Source organism: Brevibacillus sp. FSL K6-2834 (assembly GCF_038592925.1).
GTDB lineage: Bacteria > Bacillota > Bacilli > Brevibacillales > Brevibacillaceae > Brevibacillus > Brevibacillus borstelensis.
The window spans coordinates 3176996-3193616 of record NZ_CP151945.1 but is presented as its reverse complement, the minus strand read 5'-3'; the positions used below and the strand labels follow the sequence as shown (position 1 = coordinate 3193616).

General features: G+C 51.6%; 18 protein-coding genes. All 18 read left to right on the top strand.

The features are described from left to right. Window positions 1–111: 111 nt before the first annotated feature. Window positions 112–570 carry a ribosome maturation factor RimP gene (rimP, locus tag NST96_RS15825; RefSeq protein WP_003385847.1) on the top strand — a complete coding sequence of 153 codons (459 nt, stop codon included), beginning with the start codon at window positions 112–114 and terminating at the stop codon, window positions 568–570. 39 nt (window positions 571–609) lie between these two features. After that, entirely contained in the window at window positions 610–1701 is a 1092-nt protein-coding gene (gene nusA / locus NST96_RS15820; protein WP_003385846.1) for a transcription termination factor NusA, read from the top strand. Window positions 1702–1703: 2 nt separating this feature from the next. Then, window positions 1704–1994: a YlxR family protein gene (locus tag NST96_RS15815; RefSeq protein ID WP_003385845.1), complete on the top strand. Its 291-nt coding sequence runs from the start codon at window positions 1704–1706 to the stop codon at window positions 1992–1994. Continuing rightward, window positions 1991–2290 (top strand): YlxQ family RNA-binding protein, encoded by a 300-nt coding sequence (locus tag NST96_RS15810; protein WP_003385844.1) that lies wholly within the window; start codon window positions 1991–1993, stop codon window positions 2288–2290. The genes NST96_RS15815 and NST96_RS15810 overlap by 4 nt, the downstream gene beginning before the upstream one ends. 18 nt (window positions 2291–2308) lie before the next feature. Beyond that, window positions 2309–4771 (top strand): translation initiation factor IF-2, encoded by a 2463-nt coding sequence (infB, locus tag NST96_RS15805; RefSeq protein WP_003385843.1) that lies wholly within the window; start codon window positions 2309–2311, stop codon window positions 4769–4771. Beyond that, window positions 4771–5052, top strand: a complete 282-nt coding sequence (locus NST96_RS15800) for a DUF503 domain-containing protein (RefSeq protein WP_003385842.1) — start codon at window positions 4771–4773, stop codon at window positions 5050–5052. The genes infB and NST96_RS15800 overlap by 1 nt, the downstream gene beginning before the upstream one ends. Before the next feature lie 22 nt (window positions 5053–5074). Then, entirely contained in the window at window positions 5075–5446 is a 372-nt protein-coding gene (gene rbfA, locus NST96_RS15795; RefSeq protein WP_003385841.1) for a 30S ribosome-binding factor RbfA, read from the top strand. Then, complete coding sequence (locus tag NST96_RS15790) at window positions 5439–6434, top strand: bifunctional oligoribonuclease/PAP phosphatase NrnA (protein WP_031932903.1); 996 nt, start codon at window positions 5439–5441, stop codon at window positions 6432–6434. The genes rbfA and NST96_RS15790 overlap by 8 nt, the downstream gene beginning before the upstream one ends. Then, the gene (gene truB / locus NST96_RS15785) at window positions 6427–7353 is read left to right on the top strand and encodes a tRNA pseudouridine(55) synthase TruB (protein ID WP_003385838.1); all 927 of its coding nucleotides are present in this window, start codon (window positions 6427–6429) and stop codon (window positions 7351–7353) included. The genes NST96_RS15790 and truB overlap by 8 nt, the downstream gene beginning before the upstream one ends. 2 nt (window positions 7354–7355) lie before the next feature. Continuing rightward, the gene (locus NST96_RS15780) at window positions 7356–8297 is read left to right on the top strand and encodes a bifunctional riboflavin kinase/FAD synthetase (protein WP_003385836.1); all 942 of its coding nucleotides are present in this window, start codon (window positions 7356–7358) and stop codon (window positions 8295–8297) included. A gap of 129 nt (window positions 8298–8426) precedes the next feature. Continuing rightward, complete coding sequence (gene rpsO, locus NST96_RS15775; protein ID WP_003385834.1) at window positions 8427–8696, top strand: 30S ribosomal protein S15; 270 nt, start codon at window positions 8427–8429, stop codon at window positions 8694–8696. 161 nt (window positions 8697–8857) lie between these two features. Continuing rightward, the gene (pnp, locus tag NST96_RS15770) at window positions 8858–10993 is read left to right on the top strand and encodes a polyribonucleotide nucleotidyltransferase (RefSeq protein WP_003385833.1); all 2136 of its coding nucleotides are present in this window, start codon (window positions 8858–8860) and stop codon (window positions 10991–10993) included. A 174-nt stretch (window positions 10994–11167) separates the two neighbouring features. Further along, complete coding sequence (locus NST96_RS15765; protein ID WP_003385832.1) at window positions 11168–12145, top strand: polysaccharide deacetylase family protein; 978 nt, start codon at window positions 11168–11170, stop codon at window positions 12143–12145. 101 nt (window positions 12146–12246) lie between these two features. Then, the gene (locus NST96_RS15760; protein WP_003385831.1) at window positions 12247–13500 is read left to right on the top strand and encodes a pitrilysin family protein; all 1254 of its coding nucleotides are present in this window, start codon (window positions 12247–12249) and stop codon (window positions 13498–13500) included. Between the two features lie 147 nt (window positions 13501–13647). Then, a complete protein-coding gene (locus NST96_RS15755) occupies window positions 13648–13908 on the top strand; it encodes a YlmC/YmxH family sporulation protein (protein ID WP_003385830.1) in 261 nt (86 codons plus the stop codon). Window positions 13909–14044: 136 nt separating this feature from the next. Further along, window positions 14045–14947, top strand: a complete 903-nt coding sequence (gene dpsA / locus NST96_RS15750; RefSeq protein WP_024983827.1) for a dipicolinate synthase subunit DpsA — start codon at window positions 14045–14047, stop codon at window positions 14945–14947. After that, a complete protein-coding gene (locus NST96_RS15745) occupies window positions 14940–15536 on the top strand; it encodes a dipicolinate synthase subunit B (RefSeq protein ID WP_003385828.1) in 597 nt (198 codons plus the stop codon). The genes dpsA and NST96_RS15745 overlap by 8 nt, the downstream gene beginning before the upstream one ends. Window positions 15537–15576: 40 nt before the next feature. Then, the gene (locus NST96_RS15740) at window positions 15577–16617 is read left to right on the top strand and encodes an aspartate-semialdehyde dehydrogenase (RefSeq protein WP_003385827.1); all 1041 of its coding nucleotides are present in this window, start codon (window positions 15577–15579) and stop codon (window positions 16615–16617) included. Window positions 16618–16621: the final 4 nt, after the last annotated feature.

The following is a 16621-nucleotide window of genomic DNA, read 5'->3' as shown; positions in this document are numbered from 1 at the left end:
GCTATAATTTTTTTGGAAATACTGGTTATTACGAACGCAGATCGAGAGTGGGGAAACCCACTCTTTCTTTCTGGCTGAACTTAATGCTTCATTTGACAAGGAGGTACTTGCTTGAGCAAGGTAACAGACATCGTCACCGACCTGGTAACTCCCATTCTCGACGAGCTGGGTCTGGAACTGGTTGACATCGAGTACAAAAAAGAAGGCAGCAACTGGTTTCTGCGCGTGTTCATCGACAATGAAACAGGAAGCATCGACATCGATGACTGCGGCCTTGTCAGCGAGCGGCTAAGCCAGCGGCTGGACGAAGTGGACCCGATCCCGACCGCATACTTCCTGGAAGTATCTTCACCGGGAGCAGAGCGTCCTCTGCGAAAAGAAAGCGATTTTCGCAAAGCTGTTGGCAGGCACGTACATATCACGACAAAGGAGCCGATCGAAGGCGAAAGCACTTTCGAAGGCGAGCTGATTTCCTTTGAAGATGGTAAGCTGACAGTGAAAGAGCAGAAAAAAACGCAAGTCATTGCACTGGAGCAAATTGACACAGCCCGAATGGCGATTGTCTTTTAATACTGTGGTCTGTGGGTAAAGGAGGAGGCAACGAAAATCATGAACGCCGATTTTATCGAGGCATTGGAAGCCATTGAGAGAGAAAAGGGAATCTCCAAAGATATACTGATTGAGGCAATTGAAGCTGCTCTCATTTCGGGATACAAACGAAATTTTAATTCTGCCCAAAACGTACGTGTCGACGTCAATCGTCACTCGGGGCAGGTTCGGGTTTTTGCGCGCAAAACCGTTGTGGAGGAAGTGCTTGACCCGCGCTTGGAGATTTCCTTGGAGGCATCACAGGAGATCGACCCCAATTTCCGCCTGGATGACATCGTCGAAATCGAGGTAACCCCGCGGGATTTTGGACGCATCGCTGCGCAAACGGCGAAGCAGGTGGTTACCCAACGCATCCGCGAAGCAGAGCGCGGCTTGATTTACAGCGAGTTCATCGAACGCGAAGACGACATCGTGACTGGTGTTGTGCAGCGTATGGACCAACGCAACTACTACATTGACCTGGGAAAAGCGGAAGCGGTCATGCCGATTACGGAAAAAATGCCGACTGACGATTTTAAATCCCAGGATCGGGTAAAGGCATACATTATCAAGGTAGAAAAGACCACAAAAGGACCGCAAATCGTCGTGTCCCGTACACATCCAGGTCTGCTCAAGCGTCTGTTCGAGCTGGAAGTGCCGGAAATCTACGACGGTGTGGTTGAGATCAAGTCGGTTGCCCGCGAGGCGGGAGACCGTTCCAAAATTGCCGTTCATTCCATCAATCCTGACGTCGATCCGGTCGGCGCTTGCGTAGGCCCGAAAGGTCTTCGCGTTCAGACAATCGTGAACGAATTGAAGGGCGAAAAAATTGATATTGTCCGCTGGTCGGAGGACCCGGCTGAATACGTGGCCAACTCGCTGAGCCCGGCAAAGGTGCTCCATGTAGAAGTGAACGCGGCGGAAAAAGTAACACGGGTGATCGTTCCTGATTATCAGCTTTCGCTTGCCATCGGAAAACGCGGACAAAACGCTCGTCTCGCCGCCAAACTGACTGGCTGGAAAATCGACATCAAGAGCGAATCTCAGGCAGACCAAGAAGGCATCGTCTATCCGAAAGCGGAGGAAGGCGATGAGGGGGCGGATTGGGTATAACCATGAAGCAAAAGAAAATCCCTTTGCGAAAGTGCATCGTTTGTCAGGAAATGTTTCCAAAAAAAGAACTGGTACGTGTCGTACGTACGCCGCAGGAAGAGATCATTATTGATCCGACCGGAAAGGCGGCAGGACGCGGGGCGTATGTTTGCCGTCAGGAGAGCTGCCTGAAGCCGGATACATTTGCAGCAGGTAAATGGAAAAAAGTGTTGGAACGAGCCCTCAACATGTCTGTCACCCAGGAACAGTACGATGCGTTTCGTGAAAAATGGCTGGAGATGATGGGACAATGATCCCCAAGGCAGCGCAAATGTTGGGATTGGCGATGCGGGCCCGCAAGGTCATTACCGGAGAAGGATTGGTCGTCGAGGCCGTTCGGAACGGAAAAGCCAAACTGGTGCTTCTCGCTGCCGATGCCTCTGCCAATACATCCAAAAAAGTGCAGGACAAGTGCGCCCATTATGGTGTGCCGTGTGTATCAGCAACAGACCGCTATGAGCTTGGCCGTGCAATCGGCAAGGATGAGCGTGTAACGATTGCCGTAACAGACGGAAAACTGGCGGAAAGTATACAGCGTCTGCTCACCTAATTCAGAAGGGGTGATCTCATGAAGACACGCGTGTATGAATATGCGAAGCAGCACAACATGAGCAGCAAGGAAATCCTCAATTTGCTAAAGAGATTAAATATAGAAGTTGCAAATCATATGAGTATCATGGACGAACCGATGGTCAAAAAGATTGAAGAGCATTTGGCCAAATTGCGTTCGGGAAGCGGGAAACAACAAGAGCAGCAACGTTCTTCCGGACAGCGGGAGGCAAAGCCCGCTAAGACGGAAGAGAAGAAACGGGATGAATCCAAAGGACAAACACAACGAACCGGACAGTCGAATCAACAGCAACAGCAGCATCGCCGCAATGACCGTCCGGGAAATCAAACTGGCAGCCGACCAGGTGGACAACGACCAGACCAATCACGTCCACAGCACGGAAAAAATCAGGGGAAGAATCAGGAGAGAAAACCAAACGATATGAGAAGTCAACCAGGGAAACCGCTTGATCGCAAACCAGTCAACCAGCAAGAGCCAACGGTGAACGAAAAAGATGATGTACGCACGGGCGAGGATTTTGAAGAAAAGGTAAATATCCCGAACAAGGTAAGCTTGGAAAAACGGGAAAAAATCAAAAAAGCCCCAGGACCAAAGAAAACCTTTGAAGACAACAAGAAGAGCCAGCCGTTCAAAGGCGGAAACAAACGCCAGGACAACCGCAGGCATGGCGGCCAGCGCGAACAGCAGCAACAGCGTCCTGTTCTCGAGCCACCTAGCAAAATTACGTTCACTGAATCTTTGACCGTAGGAGAGCTGGCGAAGAAGCTTCGCAAGGAACCGGCGGAAATCATCAAAAAGTTGTTTAATTTGGGCATCATGGCTACGATTAACCAGGATCTCGATCGCGATGCCATCGAATTGATCTGTTCGGAATACAATGTGGAAGTCGAAGAAAAAATCGTCATCGACGAAACCAACTTTGAAACGATCGAAGAAGTGGACAATCCGGCAGATATGGTGGAGCGTCCGCCGGTCGTTACGATCATGGGTCACGTTGACCACGGAAAAACGACACTGCTTGATGCCATCCGCTCCACGAACGTAGTGGCAGGCGAAGCAGGAGGCATCACGCAGCACATCGGTGCATATCAGGTCGAGATTAAAGGCAAGAAGATTACCTTCCTCGACACGCCTGGCCATGCAGCCTTTACGACCATGCGTGCGCGCGGTGCGCAAATTACGGACATTACCATTCTGGTAGTTGCTGCAGACGACGGCGTAAAACCGCAAACCATTGAAGCGATCAGTCATGCCAAGGCAGCAAAGGTTCCGATTATCGTCGCCGTAAACAAGGTCGACAAACCGGAAGCCAATATCGACCGAATCAAGCAAGAGCTGACCGAGTATGAGCTGGTAGCAGAAGAATGGGGCGGAGATACGATCTTTTCTCCAATTTCCGCTAAGCAGCGCCAAGGTATCGAAGAGCTGCTCGAGTACATTCTGCTCGTTTCCGAAGTGCAAGAGCTGAAGGCCAATCCAAACAAGCGGGCCCGCGGTACCGTCGTGGAAGCCGAACTGGATAAGGGACGCGGACCTGTAGCGACTGTCCTCGTTCAACACGGTACCCTGAAAGTCGGAGATCCGATTGTCGTCGGTTCCGCCTTTGGACGCGTTCGTGCCATGGTAAATGACAAAGGACGCCGCATGAAGGAAGCTGGACCGAGCACGCCTGTAGAAATTACCGGTCTGAACGACGTGCCGCAAGCCGGGGACCAGTTCATGGTCTTTGAAGATGAGAAAAAAGCGCGTGCAATCGGGGAAGCCCGTGCTTCCAAGCAGCGTGAATCCGAGCGCCGCGCAAACACTCGCGTATCTTTAGACGATCTGTTTCAGCACATTCAAGAGGGCGACATCAAGGAGCTCAACCTGATCGTCAAGGCTGACGTTCAAGGTTCTGTCGAGGCTCTTCGCGGCTCTCTGGAAAAAATCGATGTCAACGGAACGCGTGTAAAAATCATTCACACAGGCGTAGGTGCGATTACGGAATCCGATATTACGCTGGCAAATGCCTCCAATGCGATTGTGATCGGCTTCAACGTACGTCCGGAACCAAACGCGCGGAGCATGGCTGAGCAGGAGAGCATTGATATTCGACTGCATCGGGTTATTTACACCGTGATTGAAGAAATTGAACAAGCACTGAAAGGCATGCTGGACCCTGTCTATAAAGAGTCCATCATCGGCCAGGCAGAAATTCGCGAGGTATTTAAAGTGTCCAAAGTGGGCAACATCGCAGGCTGCTATGTTACAGAGGGCAAGCTGACCCGCGATGCCGGTGCTCGTCTGATCCGCGAAGGCGTCGTGATCTACGAAGGAAAGCTGGATACGCTGAAACGCTTCAAGGATGACGCCAAAGAAGTTGCCGCAGGCTACGAGTGCGGACTTACGCTGGAGCGCTACCATGACATCAAGGTTGGCGATGTGATCGAAGCCTTCGTCATGGAAGAAGTAAAACAATAATGATTGCGGGTGCGCGGATTCAATTGTTTCTGCCTGCCTGCCAAAATCTGAAAGAGAAAAGGGCCATTGTCAAAAGCGTTCTGGGAAAACTGCGGAGCAGATTCCATGTCTCCGCGGCAGAGCTGGCCTATCAGGAGCAGTGGCAGCGTGCCGAAATTGGTATCGCTGCCGTTGCCAATGAAATGTCCTTTTTGGCAAATCAGATGCAAGCGATGATACGGCTGGTGGAAAACCATCCCGGTGTGGAGTTGATCCAAGCCGATACGGAATACTACGAGTAGGAAGCCAGCGGAGGTGATAAATATGAACAAGACACGGATGAGCCGGGTTGGCGAAGAGATCAAAAAAGAGCTGAGCATCGTTTTGCAGCGCGGTTTGAAGGACCCTCGCATCGGGTTTGTGACCGTTACGGATGTAGAGGTGACAAGCGACCTGCAGCTTGCGAAAGTATACGTCAGCATTTTTGGCAGCGAAGAACAACGGAGAGACTCTCTGGCTGGGTTGCAAAAAGCGAAGGGCTACCTGCGCACAGAGATCGGAAGACGGGTAAAGCTCCGTCATATACCGGATTTTGTATTTAAATTGGATGAATCGATTGATTATGGCAGCAAAATTGAAACCATCCTGCGTGAAATCTCCACGGATGGAGAAAAAGGGGACAAACAGGATGAGTAATTACAACCGTTCCTTGGAGGAAGCGGTCAGCTTCATGAAGAAGCATGACCGTTTTCTGGTTCTTTCCCACGTCAATCCGGACGGGGACGCCACGGGCTCTGCGTTGGCCGTCGCCCAGATGCTGCGTGATCTCGGCAAAACCTTTGTAGTCATCAACGAAGGCGAGACACCGGCCAGATTTTCCTTTTTGCCCGGATTTGAACAGATTCGCAATGTATCGCAGTCACCGCTGGAGGAGTCTTTCTCGGCGGTGATTGCTGTCGATTGCGCGGACCGCTCTCGCATGGGCAATGTCGAGCATCTCTTTGCTCAGGATGTGCAACTGTTAAACATCGATCATCATCCGACCAACGACGAATTCGGCACATGCAATGTGATCCGGACCGATGCCGCTGCGACTGCGGAAATCCTGTACGATCTGGCTGTAGCCGGCCATTTGCCGTTTCAAGCGGATTTGGCGCTATGCCTCTATACCGGCCTCTTGACCGATACAGGGGGATTTCGCTATTCCAACACCACGCCGCATGTGATGGAGAGTGCCGCCAGTCTGCTCAAATATGGCGTTAATCCGGGCGAGGTCGCTGAGCGTTGCCTCGAAGTGATTACACTCGGGCATGTGAACATTTTGCGCCAAGCGTTGGGCAGTCTGAAGCTGTCATTCCAGAACCAGGTTGCCTCTGTTTGCGTCAGCAGACAGGATCTGGCCGAGGCGAATGCCGACCGCGAAGACGCAGGCGGCCTTGTGAATTACTGCCGCAACATCGAGGGTGTCGAAGTCGGCATTTCCTTCGTGGAAGCGGAGCCGAATGTGGTCAAGGTGAGCTTGCGGGCGCGCAGCTACGTCAATGTAGCCGAGATAGCCAAGCAGCTCGGTGGAGGAGGCCACGCCAAAGCGGCGGGATGTACGCTTCACGGATCATTGGACGAGGTTCGCGATCGAGTCTTGGCCCTGCTGGGGGAAGTCATGGGAGTGAAGGACAATGAGTAAGGTCCACGGTGTCGTGGTGATCGATAAACCGGCTGGCATGACCTCCCATGACTGTGTGGCACGGGTACGCCGGATGTTTGGAACCAAGAAAGTCGGTCATACGGGTACACTGGACCCGGAAGTGACCGGTGTCTTGCCGATTTGTATCGGCAACGCGACGCGGCTGGTGGAGTATTTGCAGGAGCTGCCGAAACGCTATGACGTCATCATGCGGCTCGGCTCCTCGACAACGACCGAGGATGCTGGCGGTGAAATAGTCGAGCACAAGCAGGTCGACCCGCATGACGTTACACAGCAGAAAATCGAGGAAGCGTTCCGGCAGTTTTTGGGTGAAATCGAGCAGATCCCGCCGATGTACTCCGCTGTAAAGGTAAACGGGAAACGTCTGTACGACCTTGCACGCGAAGGAATTGTGATTGAACGGAACGCGAGGAAGGTAACCATTTACGAGCTGGATTTTCACCAGGTAAAAACGGACGGCGAGTTTGTGGACGTTTCCTTTTCCTGCACATGCTCAAAAGGAACGTATGTCCGCACTTTATGTGTTGACCTTGGGCGTGCTCTGGGGTATCCTGCCCATATGAAGCAGTTGCGGCGAGTCAAAAGCGGTCCGTTTTTGGAAAAGGAAGCGATACCGCTTGAGCGGCTGGAAGAAGCAGTCCAGACAGGTGAGGATATAACGAAGCACGTTATTCCGATCTCCCATGCGCTGTCGTTCCTACCGCGGTATGAAATCGCCCCCGACCGAAAAAAAGCGGTGCTGAACGGACTGTCGACCGCTCTCCCGGGTCTTGCGGCTAAAGAAGGTACGCTGATCTGTCTTTTTTCGGGAGAACAGCTTCTGGGAATCCATCGCGTCTGCCTTGGACCCAAGGGCCTTTTTGCAAAGGCTGAAAAAGTCTTTCCTCCTGAGGTGTAACCGTGAAAACGATATCCTTGACTTATCCTTTGCCAAAAGATTTGCTACCTGTCCCCTGCGCGGTCGCTCTGGGGTATTTTGACGGTGTACATATCGGTCACAGGCGGGTAATCCAGAAAGCGATTGACACAGCCAAGGCAAATGGATGGAAAAGCGCTGTGATGACATTCGATCCGCATCCGCGGGAAGTGCTGGGACAAACCGGGTACAGCCAGTATCTTACCCCCCTCCCGGAAAAGCTGGAGCAGCTCGAGAAGATGGGCGTCGACCTGGCGTACGTCATTCGCTTTGACATTTCCTTCGCGGCTGTCTATCCCGAGGACTTTATCGAAGAATGCTTGCTGCCATTGGGGTGCCGTCATGTCGTTGTCGGCTTTGACTACACATTCGGTCACCGGGGGATGGGAACGGCCCAGACTCTGCAGGAGCTTGCCAGAGGCAGATACGGCGTAGACATCGTTGGCCCGGTCAACCGCCTAGGCGAAAAAGTTAGCAGTACGGTCATTCGCGAATACCTGCACCATGGAGATGTGGAACAGACCCGGCACTTGCTGGGACGTCCTTACAAAATCAGCGGTGAAGTGGTACACGGGGATAAACGCGGGCGTACCATCGGTTTTCCGACGGCGAACGTACGCGTCTCAAGTCCTTATCTGATCGGCAAGAACGGAGTGTACGGTGTCCGGTTTACCGTTGGCGGACAAGTATATCAAGGTGTCATGAATGTCGGGATCAAGCCGACATTTGAATTGGAGAAGAAAGAAAAATCGTTGGAAGTGCACATTTTTGACTTCAAACGCGAAATCTACGGGGAAAAAGTAGAAGTAGAATTTTTGTTCTTCATTCGGGATGAACAAAAATTCTCTGGGGTTGAAGCCCTGATCGCGCAAATCCAGCAGGATGTACAGGTCGCCAAGGAAAAATTCGCTGAGGGAAATGCATGATTCGTCTTTGCTTTTAGCGGGCCTGTATGCTATAATTCATAACGTTGCAGAAAAACCGCAGCTTGGTTGTCCGATTCTCACCGACGGCAAACTCGGCTGACGGGGATAAAATGTAGGAGGTGAGTCAAGATGGCATTGTCTCAAGAACGTAAAGCACAGCTGATCCAAGAGTTCCGCACTCATGAAAATGACACCGGTTCTCCGGAAGTTCAGATCGCTATCCTGACAGAAAACATTAACAATCTGAACGAGCATTTGCGTACGCACAAAAAAGATCACCACAGCCGTCGTGGTCTTTTGAAAATGGTAGGTCAACGCCGCAACCTGTTGGGCTACCTGCGCGAGCTGGATGTTACACGTTATCGCGAACTGATCAATCGTCTTGGTCTGCGTCGCTAGTTCGTATCAGGAGAAAAAAGCGGGTTCATCCCGCTTTTTCTATTATCTAAAACCGCTGCCAAAGCTGCCCATTTAATTTTGATGGCGGCAGGAAATAATACATACAGGTAGAAAATGATTGTGTATCGTGCACAATGAGGTAAAGGAGGACTGCTAGCAACATGGAGCAACAATTCCGTACATACGAGTTTGAACTGGCAGGCCGCAAACTGACGCTGGAATTTGGCAAAATGGCAAAGCAGGCGCAAGGTTCGGTCTTGGTTCGATACGGCGATACGGCTATTCTTTCTGCCGTTACGGTTTCCAAAGAGCCGAAGCCGCTTGACTTCTTTCCATTGACTGTCAACTATGAGGAGCGTCTATACGCTGTCGGAAAAATCCCCGGAGGGTTTATTAAACGGGAAGGACGCCCGAGCGAGAAGGCTATTTTGGCCAGCCGTCTGATCGACCGTCCGATCCGTCCGCTGTTCCCTGAAGGATTCCGCAACGACGTCCAAGTGGTAAACACCGTACTGTCGGTGGATCAGGACTGCTCTCCTGAGATCGCAGCCATGATCGGAACGTCTGCCGCCCTCTGCGTTTCCGAGATTCCTTTCAACGGGCCGATTGCCGGCGTGATCGTAGGGCGTGTAGATGGAAAGCTCGTCGTTAACCCTACTGTTGAACAGATGGAGAAGAGCGACATTCACCTGGTGGTAGCAGGAACGTATGATGCGATCAACATGGTGGAAGCAGGAGCAGATCAGGTTCCTGAATCAGTCATGCTGGAAGCGATCATGACCGGTCACGATATGATCCGGAAGCTGGTAGAGTTCCAGAACAAGATCGTAGCTGAGATCGGCAAGGAAAAAATGGTTGTGGTGCTTCATGAGGTAGACCCGCAGGTCAATCAGGCTGTTCGGGAATACGCTGAAGCGCGTCTGAAAGAAGCGATTCGCATTGAAGAGAAACAGGCTCGTTACGACGCCATCGATGCGATCAAAGCGGAGACCAAGCAGCATTTCGCCGAAGCAAATCCGGAGACTTATGCGGAGCAAGAGCGGGCCATCGACGAGGTTCTCTACAACATCGTCAAGGAAGAGGTACGCCGCTTGATCACCGAAGAAAAAATTCGCCCCGATGGACGAGCTCTGAACGAAATTCGTCCGCTGTCCAGCGAGACGAACATCTTGCCGCGTACACACGGTTCCGGACTGTTTACGCGCGGTCAAACCCAGGCTCTCAGTGTCTGCACCCTCGGCGCGTTGGGCGACGTGCAAATCCTGGATGGCCTTGGGCTGGAAGAGTCTAAACGCTTTATGCATCACTACAATTTCCCGCCGTACAGCGTAGGGGAAGCACGTCCGCTTCGTCCTCCAGGCCGCCGCGAGATTGGTCACGGTGCGTTGGGTGAACGCGCAATTGAGCCGATCATCCCATCCGAAACCGAGTTCCCGTATACAATCCGACTTGTATCGGAAGTAATTGAATCGAACGGTTCCACCTCGCAGGCCTCGATTTGCGCCAGCGTACTTGCTTTAATGGATGCCGGTGTGCCGATCAAGGCACCTGTAGCCGGAATTGCCATGGGTCTGATCATGGGCGAAGACGGAAAAACCTTCTCTATTCTGACAGACATCCAAGGGATGGAAGACCATCTGGGCGATATGGATTTCAAAGTCGCAGGTACCGAAACAGGGGTTACTGCGATTCAGATGGACATCAAGATCGCCGGCATCAACCGTGAAATTCTGGAGCAAGCGCTGGAACAGGCAAGAGAAGGCCGTTTGACCATTCTCAAGCATATGCTCAGCACGATTTCCGAGCCGCGCAAGACGCTGTCTCCCTATGCGCCTAAGATTCTCACGATGCAAATCAATCCGGACAAGATCCGCGATGTCATCGGACCTCAAGGCCGTATCATCAACAAGATCATCGATGAGACCGGGGTCAAAATCGATATTGAACAGGATGGCCGCATCTTTATTGCATCGGTGGACCACGACGCAAACCTGCGGGCAAAACAGATCATCGAAGATCTCGTGCGCGAGGTAGCCCTCGGACAAACATACCTGGGAACTGTGAAGCGCGTGGAAAAATACGGTGCATTCATCGAGCTGTTCGCTGGAAAAGAAGGGCTCTGCCACATTTCCCAGCTGGCTGAAGAGCGCGTAGCGAAGACAGAAGATGTCGTATCCGTTGGCGATAAAGTGATGGTAAAGGTCACCGAGATCGACGACCAAGGCCGTATCAACCTGTCCCGCAAAGCTGTTCTGAAAGAGCAAGCGGCGCAAAACGCACCAGTACAAGCAGAATAACGGGTTAACCGTTTCCCAGAAAAACGTCATGACGTTTTTCGCAGACAAAGGCTTCGTCACTCGAAGGACTCTTCGCGTACGGAAGCTTTTTCTTTTTCCTTCTATCTTCCCGGCTCTCCTCATACATTGGACAAAGAAGGACTTGTACGTGTGAAAGCCGGGAGGGGCATGTGGATGAACAAAGCAGTGACATTTCGGATCCTGTTTACGGTAGGCTGCGCCGTATTGCTCGCACTGACCCTGAATTACAGACCGATCGATCGCTATATAGAAACGGTAAAAATCAAATCGATAACGGCCGACAAGCCGATTGCGGGTGGGCAGGAGGATGAGCTTCGGAAGAAAATCGACGAGTGGAAGCAGGGGAGGGAGGAGGCGCCGATCAATGCGAAGGTCGACCGGGTGTGGCGTGCCATTCCGGGATATAACGGATTGGCTGTGAACGTGGAAGCCTCCCTCGAAAAGCTGAAGACCGCGCAGACAGCAGGCCCCGGAGCGCTTGTCTTCGAAGAAATCCCTCCCGCCATCTCGCTGGAACAGCTGGGAGCCCATCCGATTTATCGCGGAAATCCGCAAAAACCCGCTGTTTCTTTTATGATCAATGTTGCTTGGGGCAATGAATATTTGGATACGATTTTGGATACGTTGGACAAACACGGCGTGAAAACGACTTTTTTCCTGGATGGCTCCTGGGTGAAGCGGTACCCGGAGCTGGCCAAAAAAATTGCAGAGCGCGGCCACGAGATCGGCAACCACGCCTATTCTCATCCGGATATGGCAAAAATCGGCGTGGAGCGGATGAGGCAGGAAATCTCAAAAACCCAGGAAGTGATTCAAAAGACGCTGGGAATAAAACCGGTCTTGTTTGCACCTCCTTCCGGTTCCTTTAATCAATCGGTGGTCAACATTGCTCACAACGAGTTTCAGATGAAGACCATTTTGTGGACGGCAGATACGGTCGATTGGAGAAAGCCGCCAGTGGGCGAGATGGTCAGTCGCATCGAGGCCAAGCTGGGCAACGGTGTTCTGATTCTGATGCACCCAACGGCACCTACAGCTGCAGGATTGGATAAAATGATCCAGGACGCCAAGAAAAAAGGCCTGATGCCGATGCCGGTTTCAGAAGTAATTTCCAGTAAGCGGCTGCGATGACACCCCCTTTATTGTGAGAATAGGCGAATTTTGTTATAGTAAAACTTGTTTGCAAGCAATCAAACGAGCAAAGGATGGAATAGCAACCGAGGAGGGTTTATGTGATACAACGATATACATGTGAGAACGGGCTCCGCATCATTACGGAGAAAATCCCATCCGTACGTTCAGTGGCTTTGGGTGTATGGGTCGGAACCGGTTCCAAGTTTGAGACGGAACGGGATAACGGAATCTCGCATTTTCTTGAACATATGTTCTTCAAAGGAACGACGAACCGTTCAGCAAAGGAAATTGCGGAAACGTTTGATGAAATCGGAGGGAATGTAAACGCCTTCACCTCCAAGGAGTACACGTGTTACTATGCGCGCATCCTCGATCAGCATGCGCCGATCGCCCTGGATGTATTGACGGATATGTATTTTAACTCCGTATTTGATCCAGAAGAGCTGGAGAAGGAAAAAAATGTGGTCATCGAGGAAATCAGCATGTACGAGGATACTCCAGACGACCTGGTCCACGATTTGATTGCAAGGGCAAGCTACGGGGACCATTCGCTAGGATATTCGATTCTCGGGACGGAAGATGTGCTGCGCTCTTTGAAAAGAGAGAATTTGCTCGATTACATTGATGGTCATTACCTCCCTTCCAATACCGTCGTGACGGTGGCCGGAAATTTTGACGAAGCATTGATTGAGGATATCAAGCGCAGATTTTCTTCCCTGCAGCGAAATGCAAGGATGCAAGAGGTACGGACGCCGGAGTTCCAGGGACGCTCGATTGCCCACCATAAAGCAACGGAACAGGCACATTTGTGCATTTCCCTGCCAGGCTTTCAGGTAGGCCATGAGGATACCTATTCACTGATCTTGTTGAATAACGTGCTCGGCGGCAGCATGAGCTCCAGGCTGTTTCAAGAAATTCGTGAGGAACGCGGCCTGGCTTACTCGGTGTACTCGTATCATTCATCTTTCAAAGAGGCAGGTACATTCACCATTTATACGGGAACCGCACCGGAGCAGGTTGGGCAGGTTTTCGATATTGTCGCCAATGTGCTTCGCGATGTTACCGAACATGGAATTACCGAGAAAGAACTGAAAAAGGGCAAGGAGCAGTTGAAGGGCAGCTTGATGCTCAGCCTGGAAAGCACAAACAGCCGGATGAGCCGCCTCGGCAAAAACGAATTGCTGCTCGGGCGTCATCTCAGTCTGGATGAGATTGTCGCGAAGATCGACCGTGTTTCGCATGAGTCCGTCCTTTCAGTCGCTAGACAGCTGTTCCGCTCCAAGCTGGCCATGGCCATGGTAAGTCCATTGGACGGTTTCCCCGACAACGTTAGAAGCGATATTCTCCTGTGAAAAAATCCGGCATAGACCGGATTTTTTTTCGTATAAAAGTAGAAACGAATAACCTTGACGAGCCCCGGAATGGCGGGTCCGTAAAGGAAGCGGCCACTTCATAAGAACTGGCATGAGAGGCGGTTCAAAATAAGGGGGATGGAGTGCATGCGTTTAAGCGAGATGAGCGGCAAGGAAATCATCGGGTTGGACAATGGGGAGCGATTGGGCGTGATCGGCGACTCTGACCTGGAGATCAATACCGAGACAGGAAGCATCCACGCGATTATCGTACCGGGTGGAAGCTTTTTTGGTTTCGGAAAGAAGCGCGACGACATGGTCATTCCCTGGGACGCCATCGTCAAAATCGGGCCGGATATGGTGATTATTCAGGTAAATAAAAATCAGTCACAAGCTTTGGAAAAATAGGCGCTTTAGTCACCGAACCGGATACGGCCGAATAGGATGGGGTAGACGTAACGCTTTCCGTTATCTTTTTCACACGGAAAAACCTTTGCGTTTCGATCGTTTAATGCAGTAAAATGTGTGGAAAGGGGAACGCAGCATGCTAACGGGCAAACACGTTGCCTTTATCGGCGGCGACGCACGCCAGTTGGAAGTGATCAAGCGTTGCATTCAACTGGATGCCAGTGTCACGCTGATTGGCTTTGACAACCTGGAAAGCATCTTCACCGGGGCAACCAAAAGACCATTAACATGCGATGTGTTGAAAGACGTTGACGCCTTGATTCTTCCCATCGTCGGGTCGGATGACAACGGCTATGTGGAAAGCATATTCTGCTCTAAGCCGCTGCAGCTATTGGATGAGCATGTAGCGAGTCTTCAAAAGCACTGCATTGTCTACACGGGTATGGCAAAGACATATTTGAAGCAACTGCTTGCCGCCCAGCAAATTGAGCTGGTGGAACTTCTGGATCGTGATGATGTGGCCATTTACAATTCGATCCCGACCGTAGAGGGAGCCTTGATGATGGCCATCCAGCATACAGACATCACGATACACGGTTCGCAGTCCATCGTGCTTGGTTTGGGACGGACAGGCATGTCCATGGCGCGTGCGCTGCATTCGCTGGGAGCCAGAGTTCGTGTAGGGGCAAGACGTCAGGAACACATAGCACGTATTTTTGAAATGGGGCTGACGCCCTTTCATATGAGCGAATTGAAACAGCAGGTGAACAATGCCGATTTTATTTTCAATACGATCCCGAAGCTTGTACTGACAGCGGAAATCATCGCCCAAATGCCGCAAACGGCATTTATTCTTGACCTCGCTTCCAAACCGGGGGGGACTGATTTTCGCTATGCCGAAAGACGGGGAATCAAGGCTTTGCTTGCACCCGGATTACCCGGTATCGTCGCACCCAAAACAGCCGGACAGATTTTAGCCCAAACCTTGTCGCGTCTTATCGGGGAGCAAACGATCACCAGGGGGAATCAGCATGGGTAAACTTCAGGGAAAGACGATCGGTTTTGGACTGTCTGGCTCACACTGCACGTTTGAGGAAACCATGCCGCAAATCAAGCGGCTTGTGGACGCGGGCGCCCGTGTCGTTCCCATTGTTACGAATACGCTCCTTACCACTGACACCCGTTTCGGCACATCCGAGAGCTGGCAAAAGCAGCTTGTGGACATAACCGGGGAAAAGCTGATCACAACGATCCCGGAGGCGGAGCCGCTCGGTCCATCCAAGCTGCTGGATGTAATGGTGATTGCTCCATGCACGGGCAACACGACCAGCCGCCTGGCAAATGCCATCACGGACAGCCCCGTGCTTATGGCAGCCAAGGCTACGATGCGAAACTTGCGGCCAGTTGTAATAGCGATCTCGACCAATGACGGATTGGGTTTGAACGCAGCCAATATTGCAAAGCTTCTGGCGGCGAAAAACGTCTATTTTGTGCCTTTCGGACAGGATGCTCCTGACAAAAAACCTACCTCGCTGGTAGCTCGTATGGAACTTATTTTGGAAACGTGTGAGGCTGCGTTAGAAGGCCGACAATTGCAACCCTTGTTGATAGAAAGATACCAATACTAAAACCAGTACTGTTTGAGCGCGATTAGGAGGAGAGTAGAAGATGGCGAACCAACTGACCTACAACGTTGCTGTGGTCGGTGCAACCGGCGCAGTCGGGCAGCAGATGATCAAAATTTTAGAAGAGCGGAATTTCCCAATTAAGCAGTTGAAGCTGCTTGCTTCCAGCCGTTCGGCAGGCAAAACGGTCATGTTCAAGGGACAAGAGATCGTTCTGGAAGAAGCGACACCGGACAGCTTTGCTGGAGTTGATTATGCCCTGTTCAGCGCAGGCGGAGCGATCAGCAAGGAGCTGGCTCCTCACGCTGTGCGCCACGGCGCAGTCGTAATCGACAACACAAGCGCTTACCGGATGGACCCGGAAGTCCCGCTGGTCGTTCCGGAAGTGAACATGGATGCCGCTCTTGCCCACAAGGGGATCATTGCCAACCCGAATTGCTCGACAATTCAAATGGTAGCCGCTTTGAAACCCCTTTATGATCGCTATGGAATAGATCGGATCATCGTCTCTACTTATCAGGCAGTCTCCGGAGCGGGCGCGTCTGCCATTCAAGAGCTGTTGACGCAGTCCCGTGACGTTTTGGACGGCAAAGAACCGGAGTGCAAGGTGCTTCCGGTAGGGAAACTGCCTGTTCATCATCAGATCGCGTTCAACGCTATTCCGCAAATCGACGTGTTTACGGAAAACGGATTTACGTATGAAGAAATGAAAATGGTGAACGAGACAAAGAAAATCTTCGGGGACGACAATGTGCTCGTATCTGCTACCTGCGTTCGCATCCCGGTTGTATATGGACACAGCGAAGCTGTCTATGTAGAGCTGAAAGAGGATTACGATCTGGCAGAAGTAAAATCGCTGCTGGAAAAAGCTCCCGGCGTCGTATTGACCGATGTACCGGAAGAGCAGCGCTATCCTTTGGCTACGGATGCGGCAGGCAAACTGGATGTGTTTGTAGGACGCGTACGCCGCGACCTTCATCATCCAAGAGGACTGCACATGTGGATTGTGTCCGACAACCTGCTCAAGGGTGCTGCTTGGAATACAGTACAAATCGCTGAAGAACTCATCAAAGCACGAGCATAGGGGA